The organism is Pseudarthrobacter sp. rb, assembly GCF_056389225.1.
In genome coordinates, this window is the sequence record NZ_JBWJAR010000002.1 from 309,073 (window position 1) to 335,402 (window position 26,330).

Genomic DNA, 26,330 nt, shown 5'->3' on the forward strand with positions numbered 1-26,330 from the left:
CTCCGCCATGGATACTGTGAACCCGGGGCCTTCCCCTGCGCCTGCGTACCTGAGTGCCGGCCTCGCCGACCGCACCACCCCCTCCACCGTGAGCCTCGACGGCAGCACAGTGGCTTTTTGGACCTATGAGCCCGTCGAGGAGACCCCGGAAACCCGCACCATCCTGGTGGTCCACGGGTTCCGCGGCGACCACCACGGACTCCTGCGCGTAGCCGACCAGCTTCCGGACATGCGCATCATCATGCCGGACCTTCCCGGCTTCGGCAGTTCGGACGCTTTTGCCCGCGGCCCCCACTCCGTGGAGCGCTACGGTCAGTTCATCACCGACTTCATGGCCAACCAGGGCCTGGGGCCGGACACCGTGCTCCTGGGACACTCGTTCGGGTCCATCGTGGCGTCCCACTTTGTGGCCAACAACCCGCAGGCCGTGCGCCCCCTGATCCTCATCAACCCCATCGCCGCTCCGGCTTTGGAGGGTCCAAAGGGCGTGATGACCCGGCTGGCCGTGTTGTACTACCAGCTCGCGGCACGGCTTCCCCGTGGCCCGGGACTCGCTCTGCTGCGCAATCCGCTGATCGTTCGGGTCATGAGCGAGACCATGGCCAAGACCCGCGACCGGGAGCTGCGGGCCTTCATCCACTACCAGCACCACGCCTACTTCAGTTCCTTTGCCGACCGGGACAGCCTCCTGGAGTCCTTCACCGCCTCCGTCAGCAACCATGTAGCGGAGGTTGCCGGTCAACTGGACCTGCCCGTGCTGCTGGTCGCCGGTGAAAAGGATGAAATCGCTACGCTCCCCAACCAGCACCGCCTCCTGGAGTTGCTACCGGACGGGGAGCTGAAGGTGATTCCCGGCGTCGGGCACCTGATCCACTACGAGACGCCTGAGCCGGCCGCCCGTTACATCCGCAGCTTCCTGAAGGACCATCCCGCGTGAAGATCGTCATTGATGCACGTTTCACCCGTACCGACCACCACGACGGCATCAGCCGCTACGGAGCCAGCCTGATTGCTGCCACGGCAAAGATCGCGGACGTCTCCATGCTGGTGTCCGACGAGCGGCAGCTTGCCCTGCTGCCGGACGTTCCCTACACGCTCATCAGCAGCCCGCTCTCGCCGCTGGAGCTGTTCGTTGCCCGGAAAGTCAACGCCACAGGGGCGGACGTGGTGGTCTGCCCCATGCAGACCATGGGCACCTGGGGCCGGAAGTACGGGCTGATCCTGACCCTGCACGACCTCATCTATTACGAGCACCCCGCTCCCCCGGGGTTTTTGCCGGCGCCGGTCCGGCTGCTGTGGCGTCTGTACCACAAGGCGTTCTGGCCGCAGCGCGTGCTCCTCAACCGGGCCGATACTGTGGCAACGATCAGCCAGACCACGGCGGCGCTGATGGCCAAATACCGGCTGACGCGCAGGCCCGTGCGCATCATCGCGAACGCACCGCAGCCGGCGCAGGAACCCCGTGACCCGGCCGCCGGCGCGGACAAATCGATCATCTACATGGGGTCGTTCATGCCGTACAAGAACGTGGAAACCATGGTGGCCGGCATGGCCGGGCTGCCCGGCTACACCCTGCACCTGCTCAGCCGGATCACGCCGCAGCGGCGGGCGGAACTCGAAGCCATCGTGCCTGCGGGCGCTTCGGTGCTGTTCCATAATGGCGTGACGGATGCTGAGTATGACGGGCTCCTGCGCAGGGCCACGGCCCTGGTGAGCCTGTCCAAAGCGGAGGGGTACGGTCTTCCGCTGGTGGAGGCGATGGCGGTGGGTACGCCCGTGATCGCCAGCGACATTCCCATCTTCCGCGAAGTCGGTGCAGACGCCGCGCTGTACGTGGATCCGGAGTCCCCCGGGCAGTTCGCGGACGCTGTGGGTCAGCTGCAGGACGATGGGCACTGGCAGGACATGTCCCGCCGTTCGATTGCGCGTGCGGCGGAGTTCAGCTGGGATGAGTCGGCGCGCCAGCTGGTGGATGCTGCGCATGAGGTCGTGGCGAAAAGGCGCCGGGCCTAGAGCACGTCGACACCATCGAGCCGCAGCTGCACGGGGTCCAGGGTCCGCTTCGCAGCCACGGCTGCCCGGGTGACCCGCAGGACGCGGACGACGGCGGCAGCCTGGCCGTACGGGAAGAACAACAGGGTCCGGACGTCCTCGGCCGGGCGCCTGCCGGAGGGCGGTGGGCTGAGCAGCAGCGGCGCAGGGCCCGCCGTACGCACCGTGATACCCGCGCCGGCCAGGTCCGCTTCCACCGCACCTGTGAAGTGTTCAACGGCGTCCCGCGGCCCTGTCACCGATGCGATGCGCACCGCCGGTGGAAGCTGGAGTTCCATCCGCAGGGACAGTTCACGATGGGCGTAGCCGGCCGGATCCCACCGCAGCAGCGCGCCCGTAGCAGCGGTGTCCGTAGCGGTGACCACCACCAGGCCTTTGTCCGGGGCAGGGCGCACCAGGGCGGCTGCGTTAAACCAGCGGCGAACGGTGTCCTCGCCCGCACGGAGGGTTTCGCGGCGCAGCAGGGAATCGCCGTCCAGCAGCAGTGCGGCGGCGTACCCGCCGTCTGCGACGGGTTCGGCCCCCACCGTTGCCACGACCAGGGCCTTCCCGGCACCCACGTTGGCCTTCACCTGGTCCCCTGAGGACGTGATGACCGTCGTCCCCGGAAACGCGCGGCCAAGCTCTTCGGCGGTCCGCAGGACGCCGGTGGCCCCTTTTCGAAGCCGCCGGCCACCGCAGTGGGAGCACTTCCAGTCTGGGGCGGGGGTGGAACACCAGCGGCATTGGGGCAAAACGGAGGAGCCGGCCAAAGCCAGGGGCCCTTGGCAGTGTGCGCACCGGGCGGGTTCACGGCACGTCTCACACACGAGGGAGGGTGCATAGCCCGCCCTGGCGACCTGGACCAGGACGGGGCCACGCTCCAGCCCCTCCTTGGCCGCCTGCCACGCGGCATGCGGCAGGCGGGCGATGGTGGCCAGCGGGTCCCGTCCCTGTTCGAAGCTGTCGGCAGTGCTGACGACGCGGGGAACCGACGCGCGGACAGCGGACCGCCCGGCCTCCACGGGTACGGCCCAGCCGGCCTCCACCAGCCGCTGGACTTCGGTGCTGCGTGCGTGCCCGGCAAGGAGGCAGGACGTACCCTCCTGTTCTGCCCGCAGGAGCAGGACCTCCCGGGCATGGGCGTAGGGTGCGCGCTGCTCGATGTGGAGGTCGTCGCCGTCGTCCCAGCAGGCAACCAGCCCCAGGTCCTGCACCGGGGCGAAGGCGGCCGAGCGCGTTCCGATGGCAATCCTGGCCCGGCCGGCCAGGAGGCGCAGGAAGTTCCGGTAGCGCGGTGTGGGACCGTCGTCGGCCGTGAGCCTGGCCACGGCCTCCTCCGGCACCAGGCCCTTCAGGGCATCTTCAAGGCGGTCCAGGTCCCGGTAGTCGGGCACCACCAGGAGCGCGCCCCGGCCTGAGGCATAAGCGGCAGCCGCGGCCTGCGCCAGCAGGGCCGGCCATCCGGTGGGACCGTACCCGTGCAGCGGATTGATGACGGCGCGGGGGGCTCCCCCTGCGGCCAGGTGCCTGAGGAAGGCAGCGCCGGTCCGGTACGGCGCCCACGATGAAACGCCGGGGGCACCGGGCAGGGCGGGGACGACTTCCGCTTCCCCGGTGTCCAGTGACGCTGGGTACTCCTTCTCCAGCCTGGCAACGCGGGGCGGCACTGCAAGGCGGAGGACGTCGCTGACGGTGCCGGCGTACCGCGCAGCGACGGCAGCGGCGAGAGCCTTGACGGCTGGCGTGAGGACCGGCACCGGGGACACCACTTTTGCCAGCGGCACCAGGGCGTGTCCGGCGTCCGACTCAGCGACCCGCTCAAGGAGGAATCCGTTGAGGTCCTGGCCGTTGAACTTGACCTTGACCCTGACACCTGGCTGGGCCGCCTGGTGCAGCTCAGCCGGGACCGCATAGTCAAAGGGCCGGTCCAGATGGGGCAGCGAAGACTCAACGAGGACCCGGGCCACCGGAAGGTGCCCTGCCACGGCAACGCCACTGGGCAGCGTGCGTGCCGGAAAGCCCTGCAGCAGGGACGGCTGCACGGAACTGTCAGCAACCACTGCGGTTACCTCCGTTCAGCTGCCGGGTTGGACAGGGACAGCAAAGCACGGGGCACTGACATTGGGCTTCCAGCCTGCGCCCATGGGCTTCCAGCCTGCGCCCATGGGACTCCGGCGGAAGCGCTGCTAGGCGTTGAAGAATGCCTTCAAATCGTCCACCCGGTCAAGGCGTTCCCATGTGAAGTCGGGATCGTCGCGGCCAAAGTGACCGTGGGCAGCGGTCTTGGCGTAGATGGGCCGTTTCAGGTCCAGGGCGTCGATGATGGCCCGCGGACGGAGATCGAAGATTTCCGCGATGGCTTCGCTGATCCGGGCGGGATCCACGGTCTCGGTGCCGAACGTCTCCACGTAGGTTCCCACGGGGCGGGCCTGGCCGATTGCGTAGGCGATCTGGATCTCGGCACGCTTGGCCAGCCCCGCGGCCACCACGTTCTTGGCGACCCAGCGCATGGCGTATGCGGCGGAGCGGTCCACCTTGGAAGGGTCCTTGCCGGAGAAGGCGCCGCCGCCGTGGCGGGCCATGCCGCCGTAGGTGTCGACGATGATCTTGCGGCCGGTGAGGCCGGCGTCTCCCACCGGCCCGCCGATGACGAATTCACCGGCAGGGTTGAGGATGTTCGCGGCGCGGGAGATGTCCAGGTTGGCGGCGGCGAGGACGGGCTCAATGACAATGGCGGCGAGGTCGGCGCGCAGCTGCTCAAGGCTTGCGCCCTCGGCGTGCTGGCTGGAGATCACCACGGTTTCAACGGATACCGGAACGTCTTTGTCGTAGCCCACGGTGACCTGGGTCTTGCCGTCCGGGCGGAGGTAGGCCAGCTGGCCCGTCTTCCGGACGTCGGTCAGGCGTTCGGAGAGCCGGTGGGCCAGCCAGATGGGCGTGGGCATGTAGGAAGGGGTCTCGTCGCTGGCGTACCCGAACATCAGGCCCTGGTCGCCCGCACCCTGGAGGTCATAGTCGTCCTCCTGGCGGCCTTCGCGGGCTTCCAGCGAGTTAAAGACGCCGCCGGCGATGTCATTCGACTGCTGGCCGATGGATACGGACACGCCGCAGCGGGCACCATCAAAACCGTTGGCTGATGAGTCGTAGCCGATGCCGAGGATGGTCTCGCGAACGATCTGCGGGATTTCGACGTAGGCGTCGGTGGTGACTTCGCCTGCCACGTGCACCAGACCGGTGGTCGCCATGGTCTCCACGGCTACACGGGATTCGGGGTCTGCGGCCAGGAGCGCGTCCAGGATGGCGTCGCTGATCTGGTCACAGATCTTGTCCGGGTGGCCTTCGGTAACCGACTCGGACGTGAAGAGCCGGAGCGCGGAGGGCGTGGCCCCATGGGACTGGGGAAGGTGCAGCGGTAAAGTCACTCAACTACCTTACTGGTTGGAGCACGCCGGCCCTGCGGGAGATGTCTTCCCGCGAAGCAAACGTGGTGCGGAACACTCAGGTCCGGGGCGAAACCCGGTTCAGTTCAAAGCTGATGCGGGTAATGATGGCTTCGGCAACCTCAGTCTTGGTTCCCGACGCTTCCTGTGGTTCGGAGCCGGAGCGGGAGAGGATGACCACCGAGTTGGAGTCCTGCCCGAAGACCTTATCCGTCCCCACGTGGTTGACCACCAGCAGGTCGCAGCCCTTCCGCTGGAGTTTTGCCTCCGCATACTCCAGGACGTCGCCCTGGCTGTCCCCGGTCTCCGCGGCGAAACCGACGATGAGTTGCCCGGAAGCCGAATCCCCGGCATTGCGCTGTTCCACGAGCTCCTGCAGGATGTCCGGGTTTCGGACCAGGGTGATGACGGGGTCTGCTGTATCGTCCCGCTTTTTGATTTTGGTGTCAGAGACATCGGCCGGGCGGAAGTCGGCCACGGCGGCGGACATAATGACGACGTCGGACTCCGCTGCGGCGTCCAGTGCAGCTTCCCGGAGTTGCAGGGCGGTCTCCACGCGGACCACCTCCACCCCGGCCGGTGGCGCAACATCCATGTGTGCGGCCAGTAACCGCACGGTGGCGCCGGCGTTCCGGGCAGCGACTGCCAGCGCCACGCCCTGCTTGCCGGAAGACCGGTTGCCCAGGAACCGTACGGGGTCCAGCGGTTCGCGGGTGCCGCCGGCGCTGACGGTTACGGTGCGGCCCGCAAGCGGAAGCTGGTAATCGGACCGTCCCTGGACCAGCGCCATGGCTGCGTCGAAGATCACCTGCGGTTCCGGGAGCCGGCCGGGGCCTGAGTCTGCGCCGGTCAACCTGCCGGAGGCCGGCTCCAGGACGGCGGCGCCGCGGCCGCGGAGCGTTTCGACGTTGGCGCGGGTTGCGGCGTGCTGCCACATTTCGGTGTGCATTGCGGGGGCGAACAGCACGGGGCCGTGCGCCATCAGCAACGTGTTGGTCAGCAGGTCCCCGGCCTGGCCGGTTGCAGCTTTTGCCAGGAGGTCCGCCGTGGCCGGTGCCACGACCACCAGGTCTGCCTCATGGCCCAGGCGGACGTGGTTGACCAGGTGCACGTCATCGAAGACGCTGTTGCTGACCGGGTTTCCGGACAGCGCCTCCCAGGTGGCGGTGCCGATGAAGCGGGTGGACGCCTCCGTGGGGATCACCGTGACGTCATGGCCGGCTTCAGTAAAAAGCCGGAGGAGCGATGCCACCTTGTAGGCGGCAATCCCTCCCCCGACTCCGAGGACTATGCGCACGTGATCTCCGTCAACAGCAAGTCAGTTCAGCGGCAGGATTACTCTGCGGCTTCGATCGGCGTGGAAACCAGCTTGCCTTCGTTGATTTCGCGCAGTGCGATGGAGAGCGACTTTTCGTTCAGCTTGGTGTCAACCAGGGGGCCGACGTACTCGAAGAGGCCCTCGTGCAGCTGGGCGTAGTAGGCGTTGATCTGACGAGCGCGCTTGGCACCGAAGATCACCAGGCCGTACTTGGAGTCGGCTGCTTCGAGCAGCGAGTCGATCGGCGGGTTGATGATGCCTTCAAGGTTCGTGGACACGAATTCTCCAAATTCCTAGCGGGCTGACGGTTCCGGCAGGTGTGGATGCGGTGTCAGCCCCATGAGTGAAACAAGCTCGTCCGCTGCCCGGCGGACGTCGTCATTGATGACGGTGTGGTCGAACTCCGGTTCAGCAGCAAGTTCCAGTTTAGCGGTTTCCAGGCGCCGCTGCTGTTCTTCGGGGGTTTCTGTGCCGCGGCCCACCAGCCGGCGCACCATCTCGTCCCACGTTGGCGGGGCGAGGAAGACGAACTGGGCGTCGGGAACGGCCGCTTTCACCTGCCGTGCACCCTGGAGGTCGATCTCCAGGAGCACCGAACGGCCCTCCGCGATGGCCGCGTTGACGGTGCTCTTGAGGGTGCCGTAGGTGTTCTGGCCGTGGACAACGGCCCACTCCAGGAGTTCACCGTCGGCGATGAGCCTCTCGAACTCCTCCTTGGTCTTGAAGAAGTAGTGGACACCGTCCACCTCGCCGGGCCGGGGCGCCCGGGTGGTGGCGGAGACGGAAAGCCAAACCTCCGGGTAGTTGTCCCGGATATAGGTGGACACGGTGCCTTTGCCAACAGCCGTCGGACCTGCGAGGACTGTCAGTCCAGGTTTCTTGCTCACGTATTCCTTTTGCCACGGTTGGGGAAGGGCAGGCGCCGCCTGCCTCAGTGCTCGTCTATAAAATCTACCAGCGCGCGGCGCTGGTGGACGCCCAGGCCCCGGACCCTGCGGGACGCTGCGATGCCCAGCTGCTGCATGATGGCGGCGGCCCGCACCTTTCCGATGCCGGGCAGGGCTTCGAGCAGTTCAGAAACCCGCATGCGGGCCAGGGCGTCGTCCTCCAGCGCGGAGCTGATGATGTCCGCCGCCGATCTGTCGCCGTTCCGGAGGCTCTCCTTGGCGGCGGCACGCGTTGCCCTGGCTGCTGCCGCCTTGCCCAGGGCGTCGGCCCGTTCAGACGCAGATAGAGGTCGCAGGACCATCACGGACACCCCCGAAGTCGGCGGATTCATCCAAGGGCGGCCGCCCTTGGACCTGTCCTGAAACTACCCTCTGGTGCAGCCTGAATCAATGCATCCGGACAATTGCAGGCCTATTCGCCCCGCAGTCCGTCCAGCGTCCGCAGCGCGGCCTCGCGCAGGCCCCGCGTTTCCGGTCCGGCCGACATGATGTCCCGGCTGGAGGTTCCCAGGACCAGCGGGTAGGCAGCGCCGAAGGTGGCCCGAAGGTCAGCCGGCGTTGCCCCCTGGGCCCCGAGGCCGGGCGCCAGGATGGGGCCACGGACCGCAGCAAGGTCCAGTTCCAGGTCTGCCAGGGCGCTGCCGACGGTGGCGCCGACCACCAGGCCAACAGAACCGAGGCTTTCGGGGTACCGCGAGTTCTCCGCTGCCGCGGACTCCGTGATCCTGCGGGCCACGGAATCCTTTCCGCCCACGTGCTGGACCGAGGCTCCCTCGGGGTTGGACGTCAGCGCCAGCACGAACACGCCCCGCCCGGTTTCCGCCGCGAGGTCAAGCGCGGGGCGAAGGGACTCGAAGCCGAGGTAGGGGCTCAGCGTGACGGAGTCCGCTGCGAGCGGAGACTCGTCGCGCAGCCAGGCGTCCGCGTAGGCGGCCATGGTGGATCCGATGTCGCCGCGCTTGGCGTCGGCGATGCTGAGCACGGATTCGTCCCGGGCCGTGGCCAGGACCTCCTCCAGCACCGCCATGCCGGCAGAACCGTGGCGTTCGTAAAGTGCCACCTGGGGCTTCACGGCGGCAGCGAGCGAAGCCACTGCCTCCAGGACCGTCAGCGAGAAGCGCCGAAGCCCCGCGGCGTCGTCGTCCAGTCCCCAGCTCTTCAGCAGTGCCGGGTGCGGATCAATGCCAACGCAGAGGGGACCACGGGCGGCCATGGCCGCGCCGAGCCGGGAGCCAAAGGACTCCCGGCCGGCAGTGGCTGCCTGCTCAGGCATGCTGCAGGGCCGCCTTCTGCGACTCGGCCAGCGCTGCAGCGTGCTCCTGCAGGCTGGTGACAGACCACTCGTAGGTGCGCATGGCCTCGATGGCCTGGACGGCGGCGTTGAACTCGGCCACCGTGGTGATGCACGGAATGCCGATGGACGTTGCCGCGGCACGGAGCTCGTAGCCGTCGCTGCGGGCTTCGCCGCCGGAGGGCGTGTTGAAGACCATGTCGATCTCGCCGGCCACGATGAGGTCGGCAATGGTGCCCTCCCCCTCGGCGCTGCTGCCCTCGGCAACCTTGCGCACCGGGGTGGCCTGGATGCCGTTGCGGCGCAGGACGTCGGCGGTGCCGCCGGTGGAGACGATCTCGAAGCCGAGGTCGGAGAGCCGCTTGACGCCCATGATCACGGAACGCTTGTCGCGGTTGGCCACGGAGACGAACACCTTGCCCTCGGTGGGGAGGGCGTTGTTGGCGCCGGCCTGGCTCTTGGCGAAGGCGGTGTCGAAGTGCTTGTCGATGCCCATGACTTCGCCGGTGGAGCGCATTTCCGGGCCGAGCAGGGAGTCCACTACCTTGCCTTCAAGCGTGCGGAACCGGCTGAACGGCAGCACTGCTTCCTTGACGGCCACGGGGGCGTCCAGCGGCAGGGTTGAGCCGTCACCGGTTTCCGGCAGCATCTTGTAGGCGCTGCGGAGCTGGTTGATGGTCACGCCGGTGCCGATGAGGGCAGCGGCCTTGGCCATCTGGACGCCGGTGGCCTTGGACACGAACGGCACGGTGCGCGAGGCGCGGGGGTTGGCTTCCAGGACGTACAGCACGTCCGAGGCCAGCGCGAACTGGATGTTGATCAGGCCGCGCACGCCCACGCCTTCGGCGATGGCACGGGTTGCCACCCGGACACGTTCGATAACGTTGCTTCCAAGGGTGATGGGCGGCAGGACGCAGGCGGAGTCGCCGGAGTGGATGCCGGCTTCCTCGATGTGCTCCATGATGCCGCCCAGGTACATGTCGGTGCCGTCGAAGAGGGCGTCAACGTCGATTTCGACGGCGTCCTCCAGGAACCGGTCGATCAGTACCGGGTGGTCCGGGGTGATCTCGGTGGCGTTGGCGATGTAGCGGGAGAGGTTGGGCTCGTCGTAGACGATTTCCATGCCGCGGCCGCCCAGGACGTAGGACGGGCGGACCAGGACCGGGTAGCCGATCTCGTCGGCGATCGTCTTGGCGTCCTCGAAGGAAACGGCGGTGCCGTTCTTGGGCGAGACCAGGCCGGCCTTGTCCAGCACGCGGGAGAAGGCGCCGCGGTGCTCGGCCAGGTCGATGGCTTCCGGGGAGGTGCCCAGGATCGGCACGCCGGCGTCGGCCAGCTGCTGGGCCAGCTTCAGCGGAGTCTGGCCACCGAGCTGGACGAACACGCCCATGACGCCGCCGGTGCGTTCCTCGGCCGCGATGACCTCCAGGACGTCCTCGAGCGTTAGCGGCTCGAAGTACAGGCGGGTGGAGACGTCGTAGTCGGTGGAGACGGTTTCCGGGTTGCAGTTGACCATGACGGTCTCGTAGCCGGCCTTGCGCAGCGCCATGGAGGCGTGGACGCAGGAGTAGTCGAACTCGATGCCCTGGCCGATGCGGTTCGGCCCGGATCCGAGGATCAGGATGGACGGCTTGGAGTGCAGCGCAACCTCGTCCTCCTCGTCGTAGGCCGAGTAGTGGTACGGCGTGTACGCGGCGAACTCTGCGGCGCAGGTATCCACGGTCTTGTAGACGGGGCGGATACCCAGGGCCTGGCGCACACCGCGGACCACGGCCTCGGAGTTGTGGGTCAGCGCACCGATCTGCTCGTCGGAGAAGCCGTGGCGCTTGGCGCGCTTGAGCATGTCTGCCGTGAGGGCGCCCGCCTGGCGGATCTCGTGGGAGATCTCGTTGAGCAGCTGGAGCTGGTCCAGGAACCACGGGTCGATCTTGGTGGCTTCGAAGAGCTGTTCCACGGTGGCACCGCCCAGGAGAGCGCGCTGGACCTGGTGCAGGCGTTCTGTGGTTGGGCGCTTGGCCTTCTCGATCAGTTCCTCGACCTGGTACTCCGGCACGGAGCTGAAGTCCAGCTGCGAGCCCTTCTGCTCCAGGGAGCGCAGGGCCTTCTGCAGGGCCTCGGTGAAGTTGCGGCCCATGGCCATGGCTTCGCCCACGGACTTCATGGTGGTGGTGAGGGTGTTGTCCGCCGCCGGGAACTTTTCGAAGGCAAACCGCGGGACCTTGACCACCACGTAGTCCAGGGTGGGTTCGAAGGACGCGGGGGTCTTCTGGGTGATGTCGTTGGGGATCTCGTCCAGGGTGTAGCCGAGCGAGAGCTTGGTGGCGATCTTGGCGATGGCGAAACCGGTGGCCTTGGATGCCAGTGCCGAGGAGCGGGAGACGCGGGGGTTCATTTCGATGACCACCACGCGGCCGGTGGCGGGGTCGATGGCGAACTGGATGTTGCAGCCGCCGGTGTCAACGCCTACCTCGCGGATGACGGCGATGGCAACGTCGCGCAGCTTCTGGTACTCACGGTCGGTGAGGGTCAGTGCCGGAGCCACGGTGATGGAGTCACCGGTATGCACACCCACGGGGTCGAAGTTCTCGATGGAGCAGACGACAACCACGTTGTCGTTCTTGTCCCGCATCATTTCGAGCTCGTATTCCTTCCAGCCCAGGATGCTCTCTTCGAGCAGCACCTCGCTGGTGGGGCTGTACTGCAGGCCCTGGCCGACGATGCGGCGCAGGTCATCCTCGTTGTAGGCCAGGCCGGAGCCCAGGCCGCCCATGGTGAAGGACGGGCGCACCACCATGGGGTAGCCAAGGTCCACGGCCGCCGTGAGGGCCTCGTCCATGCTGTGGATGATGTGGCTGCGGGCGGATTCGGCGCCGCAGCGCTCAACGACGCCCTTGAACTTCTCGCGGTCCTCGCCGAGCTCGATCGCCGCGATGTTGGCGCCGATCAGTTCCACGTTGTACTTCTCCAGCACACCGTTCTTGTCCAGGGCGATAGCGGTGTTCAGCGCGGTCTGACCGCCCAGGGTGGGCAGCACGGCGTCGGGACGTTCCTTGGCGATGATCTTCTCCACCACCTCGGGGGTGATGGGCTCAACGTAGGTGGCGTCGGCGAACTCGGGGTCGGTCATGATGGTGGCCGGGTTGGAGTTCACGAGGATGACGCGCAGGCCTTCCTCCTTGAGGACCCGCAGGGCCTGGGTGCCGGAGTAGTCGAACTCGGCGGCCTGGCCGATGACGATCGGGCCGGAACCAATGACGAGGACGCTTTTGAGATCTGTACGTTTCGGCATTACTTCTTGTCCTCAGTCTTGTTGTCGTTTTTGTGGTCGGCACCGGCGGAATGTGCGGAGTCCACCGGGTCCTTGGACAGGTTGGCGTTCCGGCCGTCCCGCGTGCCTTCCATGAGGTCGATGAACCGGTCGAACAGGTAGGCGGCATCGTGCGGGCCGGCCGCAGCCTCGGGGTGGTACTGCACGGAGAATGCCGGGATGTCCAGGCAGGCGAGGCCTTCCACGACGTCGTCGTTCAGGCTGATGTGGCTGACTTCAACCCGGCCGTAGCGTGCCTCCGGAGCCTGGGTGGCGCCGTCGAGCGGGGCGTTTACGGCGAAGCCGTGGTTCTGGGAGGTGATTTCCACCTTGCCGGTGCGGCGGTCCATCACGGGCTGGTTGATGCCGCGGTGGCCGTAGCGGAGCTTGTAGGTGCCAAAGCCGAGGGCCCGGCCCAGGATCTGGTTGCCGAAGCAGATGCCGAAGTAGGGCAGCTTCTCGTCCAGGACGGAGCGCAGCAGCTTCACCTGCGCGTCGGCGGTGGCGGGATCGCCCGGGCCGTTGGACATGAAGAAGCCGTCCGGGTTGACGGCCTTGACGTCCTCCAGGGTGGCGGTGGCCGGAAGCACGTGGACGCGGACGCCGCGCTCGGCGAACCGCACCGGGGTCATGGCCTTGATGCCGAGGTCGATCGCCGCGATGCTGAATCGGGGCTCGCCCTCCCAGCCATGGTCCTTCGGTTCCACCACGTATGCTTTGTCGACGCTGACTTCCTCCGCCAGGCGCGAACCCTCCATGGGGGCACTGGCCAGGACGGCGTCGAGCAGTTCCTTGTCCGTGGCCTGCGCTGCCCCGCCGGAGAAGATGCCGGCGCGCATGGTCTTGTGCTCGCGCAGGTGGCGGGTGATGGCACGGGTATCCACACCCTGGATGCCGACGATGCCCTGGGCCACCAGCTCCTCATCGAGCGACCGCTCGGAACGCCAGTTGGAGGGCCGGCGCGCGGCGTCGCGGACAATGTAGCCGGCCACCCAGATGCGCCGGGACTCGGCGTCGTCATCGTTCACGCCGGTGTTGCCGATGTGCGGGGCCGTCTGCACCACCAGCTGGCGGGCATACGAGGGATCGGTGATGGTTTCCTGGTAGCCGGTCATGCCGGTCGCGAAGACGGCCTCGCCCAGGGCGGTGCCGGTGGCGCCGTAGCTGGTGCCGCGGAAGATGCGTCCGTCTTCGAGAACCAGCGCAGCCGGGGCCGATACAGGAGCGGAGGTGGTTGCTGTCAATGTATTCGCTTTCACTGTCTTACTTTCCACTGGTGGCACCAGCCGCTGGGGCTGACGAAATCAAATCCTGAAGGGCCTGGTACAGCACATCCTTGTCCGCGGCGCGGCGCGTTCGGAAGCCGGTATCCAGGTCATGCGTGCCGTGCGTCCATCCGAGCACCAGGAGGCCGTCCTTTTCCACGAACTTCCCGGCCATGCCGCTGTCCTGCCGGACTTCCGTGAGGGATGCCGCGGGGATGTACAGGGCAGGGGCACCGGAGCGCTCATAGAGGACACCGTGCGGGTACACCTCAAGGGTGGCGTTGGTGCGGATGCCCAGCCCGTGCACTGCGATCCGGTCAAGCCAGTCACCAGCCGTTGTGGTGGCCACGTACTGCCCCTCGGCAACGGCGGTGGGCTCGCCCGGCGCTGCAGGCACCTGGGGCAGTTGCCCGACGTCGGACTGGCGCTTCAGGCGGTTGCGCCACCCCACTGCGAGGAGGACAAACACGACGGCGACCACCGCCAGCATGGCAAGGCCAGGAAGGATCTTGTCCATCAGGCAGCGCCTGCAGGGGTTGCGGCGGCATCCGGGTGGGGCGAGTTGAGCGCGCCGTCGAGGACGGTGGCGTGCCCCCTGAAGAAGGTTGCCACCACCTTGCCCGGAAGCTCCCTCCCCTTGAAGGGCGAGTTGCGGCCCATGGTGGCCATCTGGAAGGGGTCCACCGTCCAGCGTGCGGCCGGATCCACCAGGATGAGGTTGGCGGGTTCCCCGGCTTCGATGGGCCTGCCCTGGTCGCTCAACCGGCCGATCTTCGCAGCCGCCGTGGACGTGACCCTTGCGAAGTCCGCCCACGTCATCAGGCCGGTCTCGATCATGGCGTGCTGGACGACGGACAGGGCCGTTTCCAGTCCGGTCATGCCCATGGCGGCCTGCGCCCACTCGCATTCCTTGTGCTCGCTGGGGTGCGGTGCGTGGTCGGTACCCACAACGTCGATCGTGCCGTCTGCCAGGCCTGCGCGCAATGCCTGGACGTCGGCATCGGTGCGCAGCGGCGGGTTGACCTTGAAGACGGGGTCGTAGCTGCGAACCAGGTCGTCGGTCAGCAGCAGGTGGTGCGGGGTGACCTCGGCCGTGACGTCGATGCCGCGTTCCTTGGCCCAGCGGATGATCTCCACCGAGCCTGCCGTGGACACGTGGCACACGTGCAGGCGGGAACCGACGTGCTGGGCCAGGAGGACATCGCGGGCGATGATGCTTTCCTCGGCCACGGCGGGCCAGCCGGTGAGGCCGAGGACGGCGGAGACGTCGCCCTCGTTCATCTGGGCCCCCGCGGTCAGGCGCGGTTCCTGCGCGTGCTGGGCCACCACGCCGTCGAACGCTTTGACGTATTCCAGTGCGCGGCGCATCAGCACGGGGTCGTGGACGCAGATGCCGTCGTCGGAGAACATGCGCACCCGGGCGCGGGAATCGGCCATGGCACCCAACTCGGCCAGTTGCTCCCCCGCCAGGCCCACGGTGACGGCGCCCACCGGGCGCACGTCCACCCACCCGGCGGCGCGGCCAAGCGTGTAAACCTGTTCCACGACGCCCGCGGTGTCGGCCACGGGCGTGCTGTTGGCCATCGCGTGGACCGCTGTGTAACCGCCCAGCGCTGCGGCACGCGTGCCGGTCTCCACCGTCTCAGCGTCCTCGCGGCCGGGTTCGCGGAGGTGGGTGTGGACGTCCACCATGCCGGGCAGGGCCACCAGTCCGGCGGCGTCGATGACGGTGGCACCATCAGCGGACAGGCCGTGGCCGACCTCGGCGATGATGCCGTCGCGGACCAGCAGGTCAGTGGGGTCGCCGCCCAGGATGGCGGCGCCCTGGATGAGGTACGTTCCGGTGTTGCCTGCCATCAGTTGCTCTCCTTGGTGGACGGGGCGGCGGCGTAGGCCGGTGCCCGGGTTGCGGCTGGTTCCCGGGTGTCCCCGGAGAGCAGCAGGTACAGTGCGGCCATCCGCACGGACACGCCGTTGCGGACCTGGGCCAGGACGGTGGAGCGGGGTGAGTCTGCGGCGGCTGCGCTGATCTCCAGCCCACGGTTCATGGGGCCCGGGTGCATGATGATGGTGTCCGTCATGCCGAGGTCATCGAGGGCCCGGAGCCGGTTGTCGTCGAAGCCCCAGCGGCGGGAGTATTCGCGGGTGCTCGGGAAGAACGATGCGTTCATGCGTTCGCCCTGGACCCGGAGCATCATGACGGCGTCAACGCCGTTTGCGAGGGTTTGGTCCAGGTCGTAGCTCACGCTGCAGGGCCACTTGTCGACGCCGACCGGCAACAGGGTGGGGGGCGCCACCAGCGTGACCTCCGCGCCAAGGGTACGGAGCAGCCATACGTTCGACCGCGCCACGCGGGAGTGCAGGACGTCACCTGCGATGGCGACCCGCATGCCTTTAAGGTCCGTTCCTTCGGAATCCGTGCCGGCAAGGCGGGCCCAGTGCCGGCGCATGGTGAAGGCATCGAGGAGGGCCTGGGTGGGGTGCTCATGCGTGCCGTCGCCGGCGTTGATGACGGCCGCGTCGATCCAGTCGGTGGCAGCCAGCCGGTGCGGTGCGCCGGAGGCCCAGTGCCTGATGACGACGGCGTCCGCCCCCATGGCGGACAGGGTCTGGGCAGTGTCCTTGAGGGACTCACCCTTGGAAACGGAGGACCCCTTGGCGGCAAAGTTGATGACGTCCGCCGACAGCCGCTTGGCCGCGGCTTCGAAGGAGATGCGGGTGCGGGTGGAGTCCTCGAAGAAGAGGTTGACGACGGTGCGGCCACGCAGTGCCGGAAGCTTCTTCACTTCCCGCTCCCCCACTGCCGACATTTCCTCGGCAGTGTCAAGGATGCGGATGGCGTTCGAAAGGCTGAGGTCGCCGGTGGACAGGAGGTGCTTCATGCGCCGCCCTCAATCACGACTTCGTTGACCGGCGCTCCGGCATCGGACGTGTCCGTTTCCTCCAGCCGGACCCGGACCTTTTCGGCGGAGGAAGTGGGCAGGTTCTTGCCTACATGGTCCGCGCGGATGGGAAGTTCACGGTGGCCCCGGTCAATCAGGACCGCGAGCCGGACAATACGCGGGCGGCCGAGGTCGACCAGGGCGTCAAGGGCGGCGCGGATGGTGCGGCCCGAGTACAGGACGTCGTCGATCAGCACCACTACTTTGTTGTCGATGCCGGTCCGGGGCAGCCTGGTGGGGTACGGCGGCCGGGTCCCCTGGTGGGAGAGGTCATCACGGAACATGGTGACGTCCAGCTGGCCCACAATGGCAGCGGCGTCAACGGTGTTGTCCGCCGCAGCGATCTTTTCAGCCAGCCGGACAGCCAGCGGGTAACCGCGGCGGGGAATACCCAAAAGGACCAGGTCCCGGGATCCCTTGTTGGCTTCGAGGATCTCGTGGGCGATACGAGTGAGGGCCCGGTCAATGTCCGCCTGGCTGAGGACAACCCTGGCTGGAACCGGTGCGCTGGTGACAGATGTCAACGCTCGTCTCCCCTTTCCCCGCCTCACAGGACGGAATTAAAAAAGGAATGTTTGCTGTTCAAAATTACCACACGGTCCCTGCCGGGCCCGTGCCCGGACAACGCGGCGCTGATCACATTCCGGCGGCCCTGAGGCCGGGTCCTTTGTGGTGCGGCAGCACCCGCTTAGGCTTTCGGGTATGCCGACGTACCCGCAGCAGCCTCCCTCCGGCCTCCCCGACGACCACTACCGCGGCGGCTACCGTCCCCTGCCCCAGCAGGCCAACCCCAGCTGGATGGGCCATGTGCAGCCGGAACACTACCGGGCTGCCCCGGGCCACCAGGGCCAGCCGCTGGCCGTGATGGTGCCGGCCCAGGCCCAGGGAACGGCGCTGCATGCGACGCGGGCCCGCGGCGGGCTGGTGGGGTTGTCGATTGCCGGCGGCGTGCTCGCTTTCCTGAGCCTGTTCCTGGTGGTGCCGTTCCTTTTGTCCAACACGGGCGCCGCGGGATTCCTGATTGGTTTCCTGGCGTCCCTGATCCCGCTGGCGGTGGTCCTGACAGCGGTCCACATCATCGACAGGTGGGAGCCGGAGCCGAAACGCCTGCTGTTCTTCGCCTTTACGTGGGGCGCGGCGGTGTCCGTGGCAGTCACCCTGCTGATCCAGCCGTTCTTCGTCATCGCATTCCAGTTCACCGACCAGCCTGACCTGCAGACCTATATGGCAACAGTGCAGGCGCCCATCGTGGAGGAATTCGCCAAGTCCCTTGGGCTGCTGATCCTCCTGCTCGCGGCGCGGCGGCAGTTCGACGGCCCCGTGGACGGCGTGGTGTTTGCGTTCACCATCGCCGGCGGGTTCGCGTTCACCGAGAACATCCTCTATTTCGGCCGGGCCATCTCGGAGTCCACGTCACCGGCCAGTGACTTCGCGCAGATCTTCTTCCTCCGCGGCGTCATGTCCCCGTTCGCGCATGCCATCTTCACCGGCACCACCGGCCTTGTCATGGGCTTCGCCGCACGGCGCTGGCACACCGGCGCGTCCATTGGCGCCTTCTTCGTGGGCCTGCTGCCGGCCATGTTCCTGCACAACAGGTGGAACAGCATGGGCCAGGGCTTCCTGCTGGACTACATCGTGGTCCAGGTGCCGATCTTCGTCCTGGCCGTGGGAGGCATCATCTTCCTGCGGGTGGCCGAGAAGCGGCTGACGCGGCAGCGGCTGATGGAGTACTCGGCGGCGGGCTGGTTCACCCCGGCTGAGGTCCAGTTGCTGGCCACTTTGGGCGGCCGGCGCACCGCCCTGGCCTGGGCTGCGAACTCCGGCCGGAAGCGGCAAATGAAGCAGTTCATGAAAGCCGCCACGCAGCTTGCCAACACCCGGCAGCGCATCCTCAGCGGACGGGACGTGCCGCTCCACCAGGCCGAGGAAAGGCAGCAGTTGCAGCGCATCCTCTCACTGCGGGCGGCCGTGGCCGGCTGAACCTGCACCCGTGGGAACGCGATAGGGCCCCGCCTGCGGCGGGGCCCTATCGCGTTGTCCTGCGGGGAGGCTAGGCGAGCAGCGAAGGCTTCAGCTGCTGCAGCCGGCCCAAAAGGCCATTGATGAACTGCGGAGACTCGTCCGTTGACAGCGTCTTGGCCAGCGCAACAGCCTCGCTGACCGCTACGCCATCGGGGACGTCGTCGTTGTACAGAAGCTCCCAGGTGCCGATGCGCAGGATGATGCGGTCCACGGACGGCATGCGCTCCAGGGTCCAGCCCTGCGAGTAGGTCTCCAGGAACTCATCGATGGCGGCCTGCTGGGACACTACGCCTTCGACAATCTCCAAGGTGTAGGGGTTGACCACCTGGTCGGTCTTTTCCCGGCGTGCGCGAAGCACGTCGAACGCCGAAACAGAGCGCTGCTCCGCTTCGAAAAGAACATCCAGTGCCCTGCTGCGGGCTTTACCGCGGGCGCTCACTACTCAGAAACCCGGCCCAGGTAGCTGCCGTCGCGGGTGTCCACCTTGACCTTGGTGTTGTTCTCGATGAACAGCGGGACCTGGATTTCGTAGCCGGTTTCCAGGGTGGCGGGCTTGGTGCCTGCGGAGGAGCGGTCGCCCTGCAGGCCCGGCTCCGTGTAGGTGATTTCCAGGACAACGCTCGGCGGCAGTTCGATGTAGAGGGGGTTGCCGTCGTGGATGGCGATGTTGACCATCTGGTTCTCGAGCATGAAGTTGGTGGCGTCACCAACCGTGGCGCCGGACACGGTGATCTGGTCGTAGTCCGAGGTGTCCATGAAGACGAAGTCTGCGCCGTCCTGGTACAGGTACTGGTAATCGCGGCGGTCAACGGTTGCCGTTTCGATCTTGAGCCCGGCGTTGAACGTCTTGTCAACAACCTTGCCGGACATCACGTTGCGCATCTTGGTCCGGACAAAGGCGCCGCCCTTGCCGGGCTTGACGTGCTGGAATTCGATGACGTTCCAGAGCTGGCCCTCGAGCTTCAGGACCGTTCCGTTCTTAATGTCGTTAGTGGTTGCCACTGGTTTCCTCTGGTTTCTTTGTCTGGCCGCGTGGTCAGATGCTGTATGCCGGGCGGGCACGCCACAACGGCCCGCCTGCACGTGTTTGTCAAAAATCGCGTGGATGCAAAAATTCCACAACCATTCTACCGGTAATTCCGGGGCAGCCTTTCCGCGGCCACCGGGCTCCGGGTCAGCAGGCCAGGTCCAGGACGTCCCGGGCGCGCTGCAGGGCCACCGTGGAGGAGTAGATCTGGGCGGCATCCGCGGACTGCGCCACCCGCAGGTCCAGTGCCTTGGAGAAGGATTCAACGGCAGCGGAGGTGTGCCCGGCTGCATACTGTGTCCGCCCCAGGTATTGCAGGGCCAGCGCTTCGCGGGAGGTGCCATGCACCTCCGCCACAAGCTGGCGGAACAGTTCGATGGCACGGTCCATCCGGTGGGAGACGCTCAGCACCTCGGCCTCGAACACGCGCAGCCGGAACGATTCCGGGTCCTTGAAGCGGGCTTCGGCCAGCAGTTCGGCGGCGTCGGACGCGTGGCCCTCAACCAGCAACACGAAGATCGGGTCGGCGGGATCGGTGGAGGCGGCCAGGGCATCGCGGACGGCGTCCTCGTTCACGATCTGCGGCCGCAGGGTGTCCGGGTTGATCCGGATACCGGGGAACCCTGCCTCGGGCCAGTCGGCGGTGCCGCTCATGTCGCCCTTCATCAGGACGCAATTTCCTGGTAGGCCGCAAACAGCAGCGATGTGTCCGGGACGTCGAGGATTCCCGGTTTGGCGATGCCGTCCAGGACAACGAAGCGCAGGAGGTCCCCGCGGGACTTCTTGTCGCGGCGCATCCCGTCCAGCAGGCCCTGCCACCGGTCCCGCCGGTAGGTGACCGGAAGCCCAAGCCCGTCCAGGATGCTCCGGTGCCGGTCGGCGTCGGCATCGCTGAGCCGCCCGACGCTGCGGGCAAGTTCCGCGGCGAACATCATGCCCACGGACACCGCGGCCCCGTGCCGCCAGGAGTAGCGTTCCACCAGTTCGATGGCGTGGCCCAGAGTGTGGCCGTAGTTGAGGATTTCCCGCAGCCCGGACTCCTTGAGGTCCTCGGAGACCACCTTGGCCTTGACGGCGATGGCCCGCTCGATCAGCTCGCGGAGCGCGTCGGAACGGGGATCCACCACTGCGGCGGGGTCCTTTTCCACCAGGTCCAGGATGGCGGGATCGGCGATGAAACCGCACTTGATCACCTCGGCCAGGCCGGAAATGATCTCGTTCTTCGGCAGCGTGTCCAGGGTGTCCAGGTCTGCCAGGACGGCGGCGGGCGGGTGGAAGGAGCCTACGAGGTTCTTTCCTTCGGCGGTGTTGATGCCTGTCTTGCCGCCCACGGAGGCGTCCACCATGCCCAGCAGGCTGGTGGGCATGTGGATGACCTTGACTCCGCGCAGCCAGGTGGCGGCGACGAAGCCTGCAAGGTCGGTTACTGCTCCCCCACCCACGGCGACAATGGCATCCGAACGGGTGAAATCGTTCTGGCCCAGGACCTGCCAGCAGAAGGCGGCCACCTGGATGTGCTTGCCTTCTTCAGCGTCCGGGATTTCGGCGGTAAGCGACGTGAAGCCGGCCGCTGCGAGTTCGTCGCGGACGGTGTCACCGGTGAGGCGCAGGGCGCGGGGGTGGATCACCAGGACGCGGCGGACCCGCTCTCCGAGCAGCCCGGGAAGGTCACCAAGCAGGCCGCGCCCGACGACGACGCCGTAGTTGTTGCCGGCACCTTCGCCGGTGACGTTGATGACTGTTGATTGCGTGTTCACTTTTCAACTTCCTGTTTGGCAGCTGCGTGGTTCCGCAGTGCTGCTTCCAGCCGGCCGCCGAGCTCGGGTACCGAGCCGTGGCGGACGTCCAGGGTAATGTCGGCCAGCCTCTCGTAGACCGGCCTGCGGGTGGCGAACATTGCTGTCCAGCGGCCCATGGCGTCGCCGGCGAGGAGCGGGCGGCCCGAGTTCCGGGCGATCCTGTCCGCCACGGTATCGGCGTCGCACTCCAGGTACACAACCGTGCAGCGGCTGATGAGCTGCTGCGTGCCCGAGTCGAGCACCGCACCGCCGCCCAGCGAGATAACGGTCAGGGTCCCTTCAGCTTCCTCCACGGCATCGGCCACGGTGCGGGCTTCGATCTCCCGGAACGCGTGCTCGCCGCGCCCCGCGAAGATATCGGCGATGGAGCCGTGGCCGGCGACGATGACCGCGTCGGTGTCAATGAACCGGGCCCCCAGCTGCTGGGCGAGGTGCTGCCCGATGGCCGATTTGCCCACCGCCATGGGACCGATGAGTACTATCGGCCGGCCGCAGAGGGGTCCGGGACTGCTGCGGTGGAGCACTACTGGCCGATCGAGTCCAGGGATGCCGGGATGTTGTCCAGGTAACCCTTGATGTTGCGCGCGGTTTCCGCCACTGAGTCACCGCCGAACTTCTCGATGACGGCCTCGGCGAGGACCAGGGCTACCATGGCCTCGGCCACTACGCCGGCGGCCGGTACTGCACAGACGTCCGAACGCTGGTGGTGTGCCTTGGCGGGTTCACCGGTGCTGACGTCGATGGTCCGCAGGGCGCGCGGAACCGTGGCGATGGGCTTCATGGCTGCGCGGACGCGGAGGACATCACCGATGCTCATGCCGCCTTCGATGCCACCGGCACGGTTGCTGGTGCGGACAATGCGTCCTTCACCGTCCCGGACGATTTCGTCGTGGGCGGCGGAGCCGCGGCGGGCAGCGGTCAGGAAGCCGTCACCGACCTCCACCCCCTTGATGGCCTGGATGCCCATGAGTGCCGCGGCCAGCCTGGCGTCGAGCCGGCGGTCCCAGTGCACGTAGCTGCCCAGTCCTGGCGGGAGTCCGTATGCCAGGACCTCCACTACGCCGCCCAGGGTTTCGCCTTCCTTGTGTGCAGCGTCCACCTCGGCCACCATGGCGTCGGAGGTTTCGCGGTCGAAGCAGCGCAAGGGGTCTGTGTCCAGGGCAATGACGTCGCCGGGCACGGGCAGCGGGCGGCCTTCCGGCACCGTCACGCTGGCAATGGACACGGTGTGGCTGACAAGTTCAATGCCGAGGTGCTTGAGGAACTGCGCGGCCACCGTGCCCAGCGCCACGCGGGTGGCGGTTTCGCGGGCGCTTGCACGCTCCAGTACGGGACGGGCCTCATCGAAGCCGTATTTCTGCATGCCGGTGAAGTCGGCGTGCCCCGGGCGGGGGCGCGTCAGGGGCGCGTTGCGTGCCTGGTCGGCGAGGAGCCCGGGGTCCACGGGGTCGGCGGACATGATCTGCTCCCACTTGGGCCATTCGGTGTTCGCCACCTGGATGGCGACGGGACCGCCCTGGGTCAGGCCGTGGCGGACGCCGCCAAGGATAGTGACCACGTCCTGTTCGAACTTCATCCGGGCGCCGCGTCCGTAGCCAAGCCGACGGCGGGCCAGGGAGTCTGCGATGTGGCCGCCGGTGATTTCAACACCGGCGGGGACGCCTTCAATAATTCCCATCAGAGCCGGGCCATGGGATTCACCGGCAGTCAACCAACGCATAATTTCCATCCTGCCACGTAGGGCGGTCACAACGCCCGTCGGGCAAGGCCGACTGCGTCACACATCACATCTATGACAGGTGCGTTAACGTCTTCCCCGCGGCGGGTGAAGAGCCGCACCTGTTCCACGGCCTGGTACAGCAGCATCTCCAGGCCGGGCACTACGGCGCCGCCGCCGGACTCCCATACCGAGGCGATGAGGCTGGGCCACGGATCGTAGGCAACGTCGAGCAGGACGCCGGGCGTCCTGGTCTTGAAGGCCGCAATTTCCGCGGCGAGTCCATCTGCGGCGCGGGGCGGCAGGGTGGAAATGACGACGTCGGCCTCCGCCGTGGGGCGGGCCGCACCCGCCAGCGGACGGACCTCGAGGGCCACGCCAAGGCTGTCCGCGGCGGAGCGGACGTCTGCTGTCCGCGAGGCATCGCGGACAAAGACCTGCACACTGCTGGTGCCCAGTTCCTTCAGGGCCGCGACCGCCGATGCCGCTGTTCCGCCGCCACCGAGGATGACGGCGGACGGTGCTGCCCGGGTACCGGCGTGGCGCAGGGCGTTGACGATGCCGGTCACGTCCGTGTTCGAGCCCACAGTCTTCACCCTGCCGGCGGATTCCTCGAAGGTGACAGTGTTCACCACTCCGAGGGTCCGTGCCACGCCCCGCACCTCGTCCACCTCGCCGAGCATGGCCGTCTTCAGCGGCATGGTCACCGAGAGCCCGCGCCAGCCCGGCTGGTTCCGGATCTGGCGCATGAAGGACGGCAGCAAGGCCTCCGTGACGTCGATGGCCGTGTAACTGATGCCCGCACCCAGCCGCTCATAGGCGGACAGGTGCAGGGCCGGGGACTTCGAGTGGCTGATCGGGTGGCCCAGGACGGCAGCCCGCAGGCTCATGTGCAGCGGCCCGCGTTGGCCTGGCACCACGCGTTGTACTGCTCGACGTAGGCGTTGTGTTCGGCCAGCGTCTTGGCGAACTTCGTCTCCTTGGTGTCCAGGTTGATGGTCACCCAGTACAGGTAGTCATTGGTCTTTGGCCGGGCGGCCGCGTCAATGGCGGTCTTGCCGGGTGAGCCGATGGGTCCCGGTGGCAAGCCCGGATTCGCGTAGGTGTTGTACGGGTTGGATTTGTCCTGCCGCTGCTCATCCGTGAAGTTGAAGCTTCGGGTGCCAAGGCCATACGTGACGGCAGAGTCAACCTGCAGGAAGCCGCCGGTCTGGTCGTTGGGCTTGAGGCGGTTGTAGATGGCGCCGGCCACGTCGCCGTAGTCGGCCTGGCCGCCCTCTGCCTGGACGATGCTTGCCACAATGACGGCCTGGTACTGCTTGGCGGGGTCCGTGATGCCCTGCGATACCAGTTCGTCGGTGGTGGCCTTAACCAGCGCCTGCAGGATGTCCTTGGCCTGCGTCCCCAGCGGGAAGCGGTACTCGCCGGGGGCCAGGTAGCCTTCAAGGTTTTTCGCGTTGGCCGGCAGGCCGAACTGGGCAGGTTGGTTGCTGAGCGCCTGCAGGGTCTGCATCGACACGCCGGAGCCCTCCGAGATTGCCTGCAGGGACTCGTTGATCCGCAGGCCCGCGCTCAGGGCGAAGTAAATGACCTTGGTCTTGTCCTTGCCGAGCAGCACATTCACGGCGTCAGCGTTCTTCATCTCCGTCTTGAAGGTGTAGTCCCCCGGTGACAGCGTTCCGCCGGACGCGTGGAAGGCCTGCATGAAGGTATCTGCGTTGGCAACGACGCGCTGGTCTTCAAGCTGGGCGGCGACAGAGCGCGTTCCTTCACCGCTGGCTACGGTCACCTGGACCTCGCCCGATCCGGGGCCGGGGAAATCCGAGGGCTTGCCACTGCCCAGGAGTGGCTTGAGGAACTGGGCGCCCACGGCGACTGCCGTCACGAACACAGCGAGGGTCAGGACCAGGGCCAGCAGCCTGCGGCGGCGCCGGACCTTTTTGGACGGCCGCACCACCTGGGCGGCTGATGAGCCTGGCAGCAGTTCGTGGCCTGCGTCCTGGTGCGGGACGTCCGCGTGGGGGTCCTCGTGGTATCCGCCGGAGTGGTACGCATGGGCGTCGTGCACGCCTTCCTGGTGGCCGTGCACGTCGGCCCCGTGGTGCAGGTCCGCCTCGTGGTGCGCGTCGAAGTGGTGGTTGTCCAGTGGCTGCGAATAGGCGTCGTGATGTGCGGGGTCATGGTAGTCCGCCCCGGCATGGTGGACATCGTCCGGATGGTGCCCGACGGCGGCCGGGGCGGCACCGGGGTGCGCAGCATCCTCGTGCCCGGGGACGGCGTCGTGGTGCTGGAGAGGGGCCGGCACGTCGGTGCCGGCATCATTGCCGGGGGAACCGGGCGCAGGCTGGTCTTCCTGGATGGACGGCGGGGTCTCCGGAAGAGCCGGAACGTCTCCGGCGGCGGGAAGCGGAGCGAAGGTGGATTCGGCCGCGGGAGATGCGGCAGCCGGAGGAGCTGCCGGCGGCGGCGGGACGTCACCGGTTTCGTAGGCCTGCTCGGGCACGGCGTCGTGGCCGCCGGTGTTGAGGCTCTTCTCCCGGGCCCGCATTTCCTTGCGGGTCAGCGGCCTGGCGGCCCCGGGGTCCAGCGGACCGGAGGTGTCGTCAATGTTGGCAGGGCTCACTGTTGCCTTCCATTATGTGAAGATTGGGCCGTGTCTGCGGGGATGGCGCGGACGGGCTGGTCCACCCCACCGGCCCCCAGGTCCACGGACGGGGATGGCGCTGTCACGCGTGAGCCGACATCCGCTCCCCTGGCTTTCTGCATGTCGATGGCGTGCTGAAGAATACCCGCCGCCGCGACCTGATCAACTACTTTACGATGGTCCCTGCTGCTCATGCCAGCTTCGTGCAGGTTCCGGTGGGCCGAGACACTGCTGAGGCGTTCGTCTACAAGGTTGACCGGGACCGCCAGGCCACGGGCGGCAAGCTCGGCCGCCAGGAGCAGGGCGTAGTCGGTGGCCATCCTGGCCGAGGAGTGTTCCTCGCCCTTCATGGTCCGGGGCAGGCCAACAATGACCTGCACGGCTCCCAGCTCCTGCGCCAGTTTGGCGATGACGCGCACGTCGGAGTTTTTCCTGGCGTTCCGGTCAAGGGTTTTGTAGGGCGTGGCCAGGATCGAATCCCGGTCACAGATGGCCACCCCTACGCGGACGGTGCCGACGTCTACCCCCAGTTTGACGCCCTGGGGGTAGCCGCCGGCAGCAACAGCATCGGTCATGG

At 67.2% G+C, this 26,330-nt stretch carries 25 protein-coding genes; 3 read left to right on the top strand and 22 right to left on the bottom strand.

Features of this window, described 5'->3' with window-relative positions:
- Positions 1 to 7 precede the first annotated feature (7 nt).
- Positions 8 to 937 carry an alpha/beta fold hydrolase gene (locus ACWRN3_RS04130; protein WP_476739934.1) on the top strand — a complete coding sequence of 310 codons (930 nt, stop codon included), beginning with the start codon at positions 8 to 10 and terminating at the stop codon, positions 935 to 937.
- Entirely contained in the window at positions 934 to 2,013 is a 1,080-nt protein-coding gene (locus tag ACWRN3_RS04135; RefSeq protein WP_476739935.1) for a glycosyltransferase family 4 protein, read from the top strand. The genes ACWRN3_RS04130 and ACWRN3_RS04135 overlap by 4 nt, the downstream gene beginning before the upstream one ends.
- Here the strand turns inward: ACWRN3_RS04135 and ACWRN3_RS04140 are convergent.
- The 13 genes from ACWRN3_RS04140 to pyrR all read right to left on the bottom strand — a co-directional run bounded on the left by ACWRN3_RS04140 (position 2,010) and on the right by pyrR (position 17,068).
- Positions 2,010 to 4,094, bottom strand: a complete 2,085-nt coding sequence (locus ACWRN3_RS04140; RefSeq protein ID WP_476739936.1) for a primosomal protein N' — start codon at positions 4,092 to 4,094, stop codon at positions 2,010 to 2,012. The genes ACWRN3_RS04135 and ACWRN3_RS04140 overlap by 4 nt on opposite strands.
- Before the next feature lie 126 nt (positions 4,095 to 4,220).
- The gene (gene metK / locus ACWRN3_RS04145) at positions 4,221 to 5,456 is read right to left on the bottom strand and encodes a methionine adenosyltransferase (protein ID WP_255172307.1); all 1,236 of its coding nucleotides are present in this window, start codon (positions 5,454 to 5,456) and stop codon (positions 4,221 to 4,223) included.
- 76 nt (positions 5,457 to 5,532) lie between these two features.
- Positions 5,533 to 6,771 (bottom strand): bifunctional phosphopantothenoylcysteine decarboxylase/phosphopantothenate--cysteine ligase CoaBC, encoded by a 1,239-nt coding sequence (gene coaBC / locus ACWRN3_RS04150; protein ID WP_476739937.1) that lies wholly within the window; start codon positions 6,769 to 6,771, stop codon positions 5,533 to 5,535.
- Positions 6,772 to 6,809: 38 nt separating this feature from the next.
- Positions 6,810 to 7,070: a DNA-directed RNA polymerase subunit omega gene (rpoZ, locus tag ACWRN3_RS04155; RefSeq protein ID WP_003800778.1), complete on the bottom strand. Its 261-nt coding sequence runs from the start codon at positions 7,068 to 7,070 to the stop codon at positions 6,810 to 6,812.
- A gap of 15 nt (positions 7,071 to 7,085) precedes the next feature.
- A complete protein-coding gene (gmk, locus tag ACWRN3_RS04160; protein ID WP_255172309.1) occupies positions 7,086 to 7,679 on the bottom strand; it encodes a guanylate kinase in 594 nt (197 codons plus the stop codon).
- 44 nt (positions 7,680 to 7,723) lie between these two features.
- Complete coding sequence (mihF, locus tag ACWRN3_RS04165) at positions 7,724 to 8,041, bottom strand: integration host factor, actinobacterial type (protein WP_201302514.1); 318 nt, start codon at positions 8,039 to 8,041, stop codon at positions 7,724 to 7,726.
- Positions 8,042 to 8,151: 110 nt separating this feature from the next.
- Positions 8,152 to 9,012 carry an orotidine-5'-phosphate decarboxylase gene (pyrF, locus tag ACWRN3_RS04170; protein WP_476739938.1) on the bottom strand — a complete coding sequence of 287 codons (861 nt, stop codon included), beginning with the start codon at positions 9,010 to 9,012 and terminating at the stop codon, positions 8,152 to 8,154.
- On the bottom strand, positions 9,005 to 12,319 hold the full coding sequence (gene carB, locus ACWRN3_RS04175) for a carbamoyl-phosphate synthase large subunit (RefSeq protein ID WP_324642048.1): 3,315 nt from the start codon (positions 12,317 to 12,319) through the stop codon (positions 9,005 to 9,007). Before carB ends, pyrF begins: the two co-directional genes overlap by 8 nt.
- Positions 12,319 to 13,620: a glutamine-hydrolyzing carbamoyl-phosphate synthase small subunit gene (gene carA / locus ACWRN3_RS04180; RefSeq protein ID WP_476739939.1), complete on the bottom strand. Its 1,302-nt coding sequence runs from the start codon at positions 13,618 to 13,620 to the stop codon at positions 12,319 to 12,321. Before carA ends, carB begins: the two co-directional genes overlap by 1 nt.
- Positions 13,601 to 14,119, bottom strand: a complete 519-nt coding sequence (locus ACWRN3_RS04185) for a PH-like domain-containing protein (RefSeq protein ID WP_324642052.1) — start codon at positions 14,117 to 14,119, stop codon at positions 13,601 to 13,603. Before ACWRN3_RS04185 ends, carA begins: the two co-directional genes overlap by 20 nt.
- The gene (locus ACWRN3_RS04190; protein ID WP_255172312.1) at positions 14,119 to 15,459 is read right to left on the bottom strand and encodes a dihydroorotase; all 1,341 of its coding nucleotides are present in this window, start codon (positions 15,457 to 15,459) and stop codon (positions 14,119 to 14,121) included. Before ACWRN3_RS04190 ends, ACWRN3_RS04185 begins: the two co-directional genes overlap by 1 nt.
- Positions 15,459 to 16,484, bottom strand: coding sequence for an aspartate carbamoyltransferase catalytic subunit (locus ACWRN3_RS04195; protein WP_255172313.1), 1,026 nt, complete (start codon positions 16,482 to 16,484; stop codon positions 15,459 to 15,461). The genes ACWRN3_RS04190 and ACWRN3_RS04195 overlap by 1 nt, the downstream gene beginning before the upstream one ends.
- Positions 16,481 to 17,068 (bottom strand): bifunctional pyr operon transcriptional regulator/uracil phosphoribosyltransferase PyrR, encoded by a 588-nt coding sequence (pyrR, locus tag ACWRN3_RS04200; protein WP_141160350.1) that lies wholly within the window; start codon positions 17,066 to 17,068, stop codon positions 16,481 to 16,483. Before pyrR ends, ACWRN3_RS04195 begins: the two co-directional genes overlap by 4 nt.
- Positions 17,069 to 17,246: 178 nt before the next feature.
- Between pyrR and ACWRN3_RS04205 the strand changes: the two genes are divergently transcribed.
- The gene (locus tag ACWRN3_RS04205; protein ID WP_476739940.1) at positions 17,247 to 18,524 is read left to right on the top strand and encodes a PrsW family intramembrane metalloprotease; all 1,278 of its coding nucleotides are present in this window, start codon (positions 17,247 to 17,249) and stop codon (positions 18,522 to 18,524) included.
- A 70-nt stretch (positions 18,525 to 18,594) separates the two neighbouring features.
- On the opposite strand, the gene nusB is transcribed toward ACWRN3_RS04205, so the two are convergent.
- From nusB to ruvX, 9 genes are all read right to left on the bottom strand, one after another.
- On the bottom strand, positions 18,595 to 19,005 hold the full coding sequence (gene nusB, locus ACWRN3_RS04210) for a transcription antitermination factor NusB (RefSeq protein ID WP_141160348.1): 411 nt from the start codon (positions 19,003 to 19,005) through the stop codon (positions 18,595 to 18,597).
- Positions 19,005 to 19,568, bottom strand: a complete 564-nt coding sequence (gene efp, locus ACWRN3_RS04215) for an elongation factor P (RefSeq protein WP_141160347.1) — start codon at positions 19,566 to 19,568, stop codon at positions 19,005 to 19,007. The genes nusB and efp overlap by 1 nt, the downstream gene beginning before the upstream one ends.
- 172 nt (positions 19,569 to 19,740) lie before the next feature.
- Positions 19,741 to 20,259, bottom strand: coding sequence for a tetratricopeptide repeat protein (locus ACWRN3_RS04220; RefSeq protein WP_255172315.1), 519 nt, complete (start codon positions 20,257 to 20,259; stop codon positions 19,741 to 19,743).
- Positions 20,259 to 21,350 carry a 3-dehydroquinate synthase gene (gene aroB / locus ACWRN3_RS04225; protein WP_476739941.1) on the bottom strand — a complete coding sequence of 364 codons (1,092 nt, stop codon included), beginning with the start codon at positions 21,348 to 21,350 and terminating at the stop codon, positions 20,259 to 20,261. Before aroB ends, ACWRN3_RS04220 begins: the two co-directional genes overlap by 1 nt.
- Positions 21,347 to 21,916 (bottom strand): shikimate kinase, encoded by a 570-nt coding sequence (locus ACWRN3_RS04230; RefSeq protein WP_476739942.1) that lies wholly within the window; start codon positions 21,914 to 21,916, stop codon positions 21,347 to 21,349. The genes aroB and ACWRN3_RS04230 overlap by 4 nt, the downstream gene beginning before the upstream one ends.
- Complete coding sequence (gene aroC, locus ACWRN3_RS04235; protein ID WP_476740011.1) at positions 21,916 to 23,115, bottom strand: chorismate synthase; 1,200 nt, start codon at positions 23,113 to 23,115, stop codon at positions 21,916 to 21,918. Before aroC ends, ACWRN3_RS04230 begins: the two co-directional genes overlap by 1 nt.
- A 23-nt stretch (positions 23,116 to 23,138) precedes the next feature.
- Complete coding sequence (locus ACWRN3_RS04240) at positions 23,139 to 23,999, bottom strand: shikimate dehydrogenase (protein WP_255172318.1); 861 nt, start codon at positions 23,997 to 23,999, stop codon at positions 23,139 to 23,141.
- Positions 23,996 to 25,732, bottom strand: coding sequence for an endolytic transglycosylase MltG (gene mltG, locus ACWRN3_RS04245; RefSeq protein WP_476739943.1), 1,737 nt, complete (start codon positions 25,730 to 25,732; stop codon positions 23,996 to 23,998). Before mltG ends, ACWRN3_RS04240 begins: the two co-directional genes overlap by 4 nt.
- Positions 25,729 to 26,328 (bottom strand): Holliday junction resolvase RuvX, encoded by a 600-nt coding sequence (ruvX, locus tag ACWRN3_RS04250; RefSeq protein WP_255172320.1) that lies wholly within the window; start codon positions 26,326 to 26,328, stop codon positions 25,729 to 25,731. The genes mltG and ruvX overlap by 4 nt, the downstream gene beginning before the upstream one ends.
- Between the last annotated feature and the right edge of the window lie 2 nt (positions 26,329 to 26,330).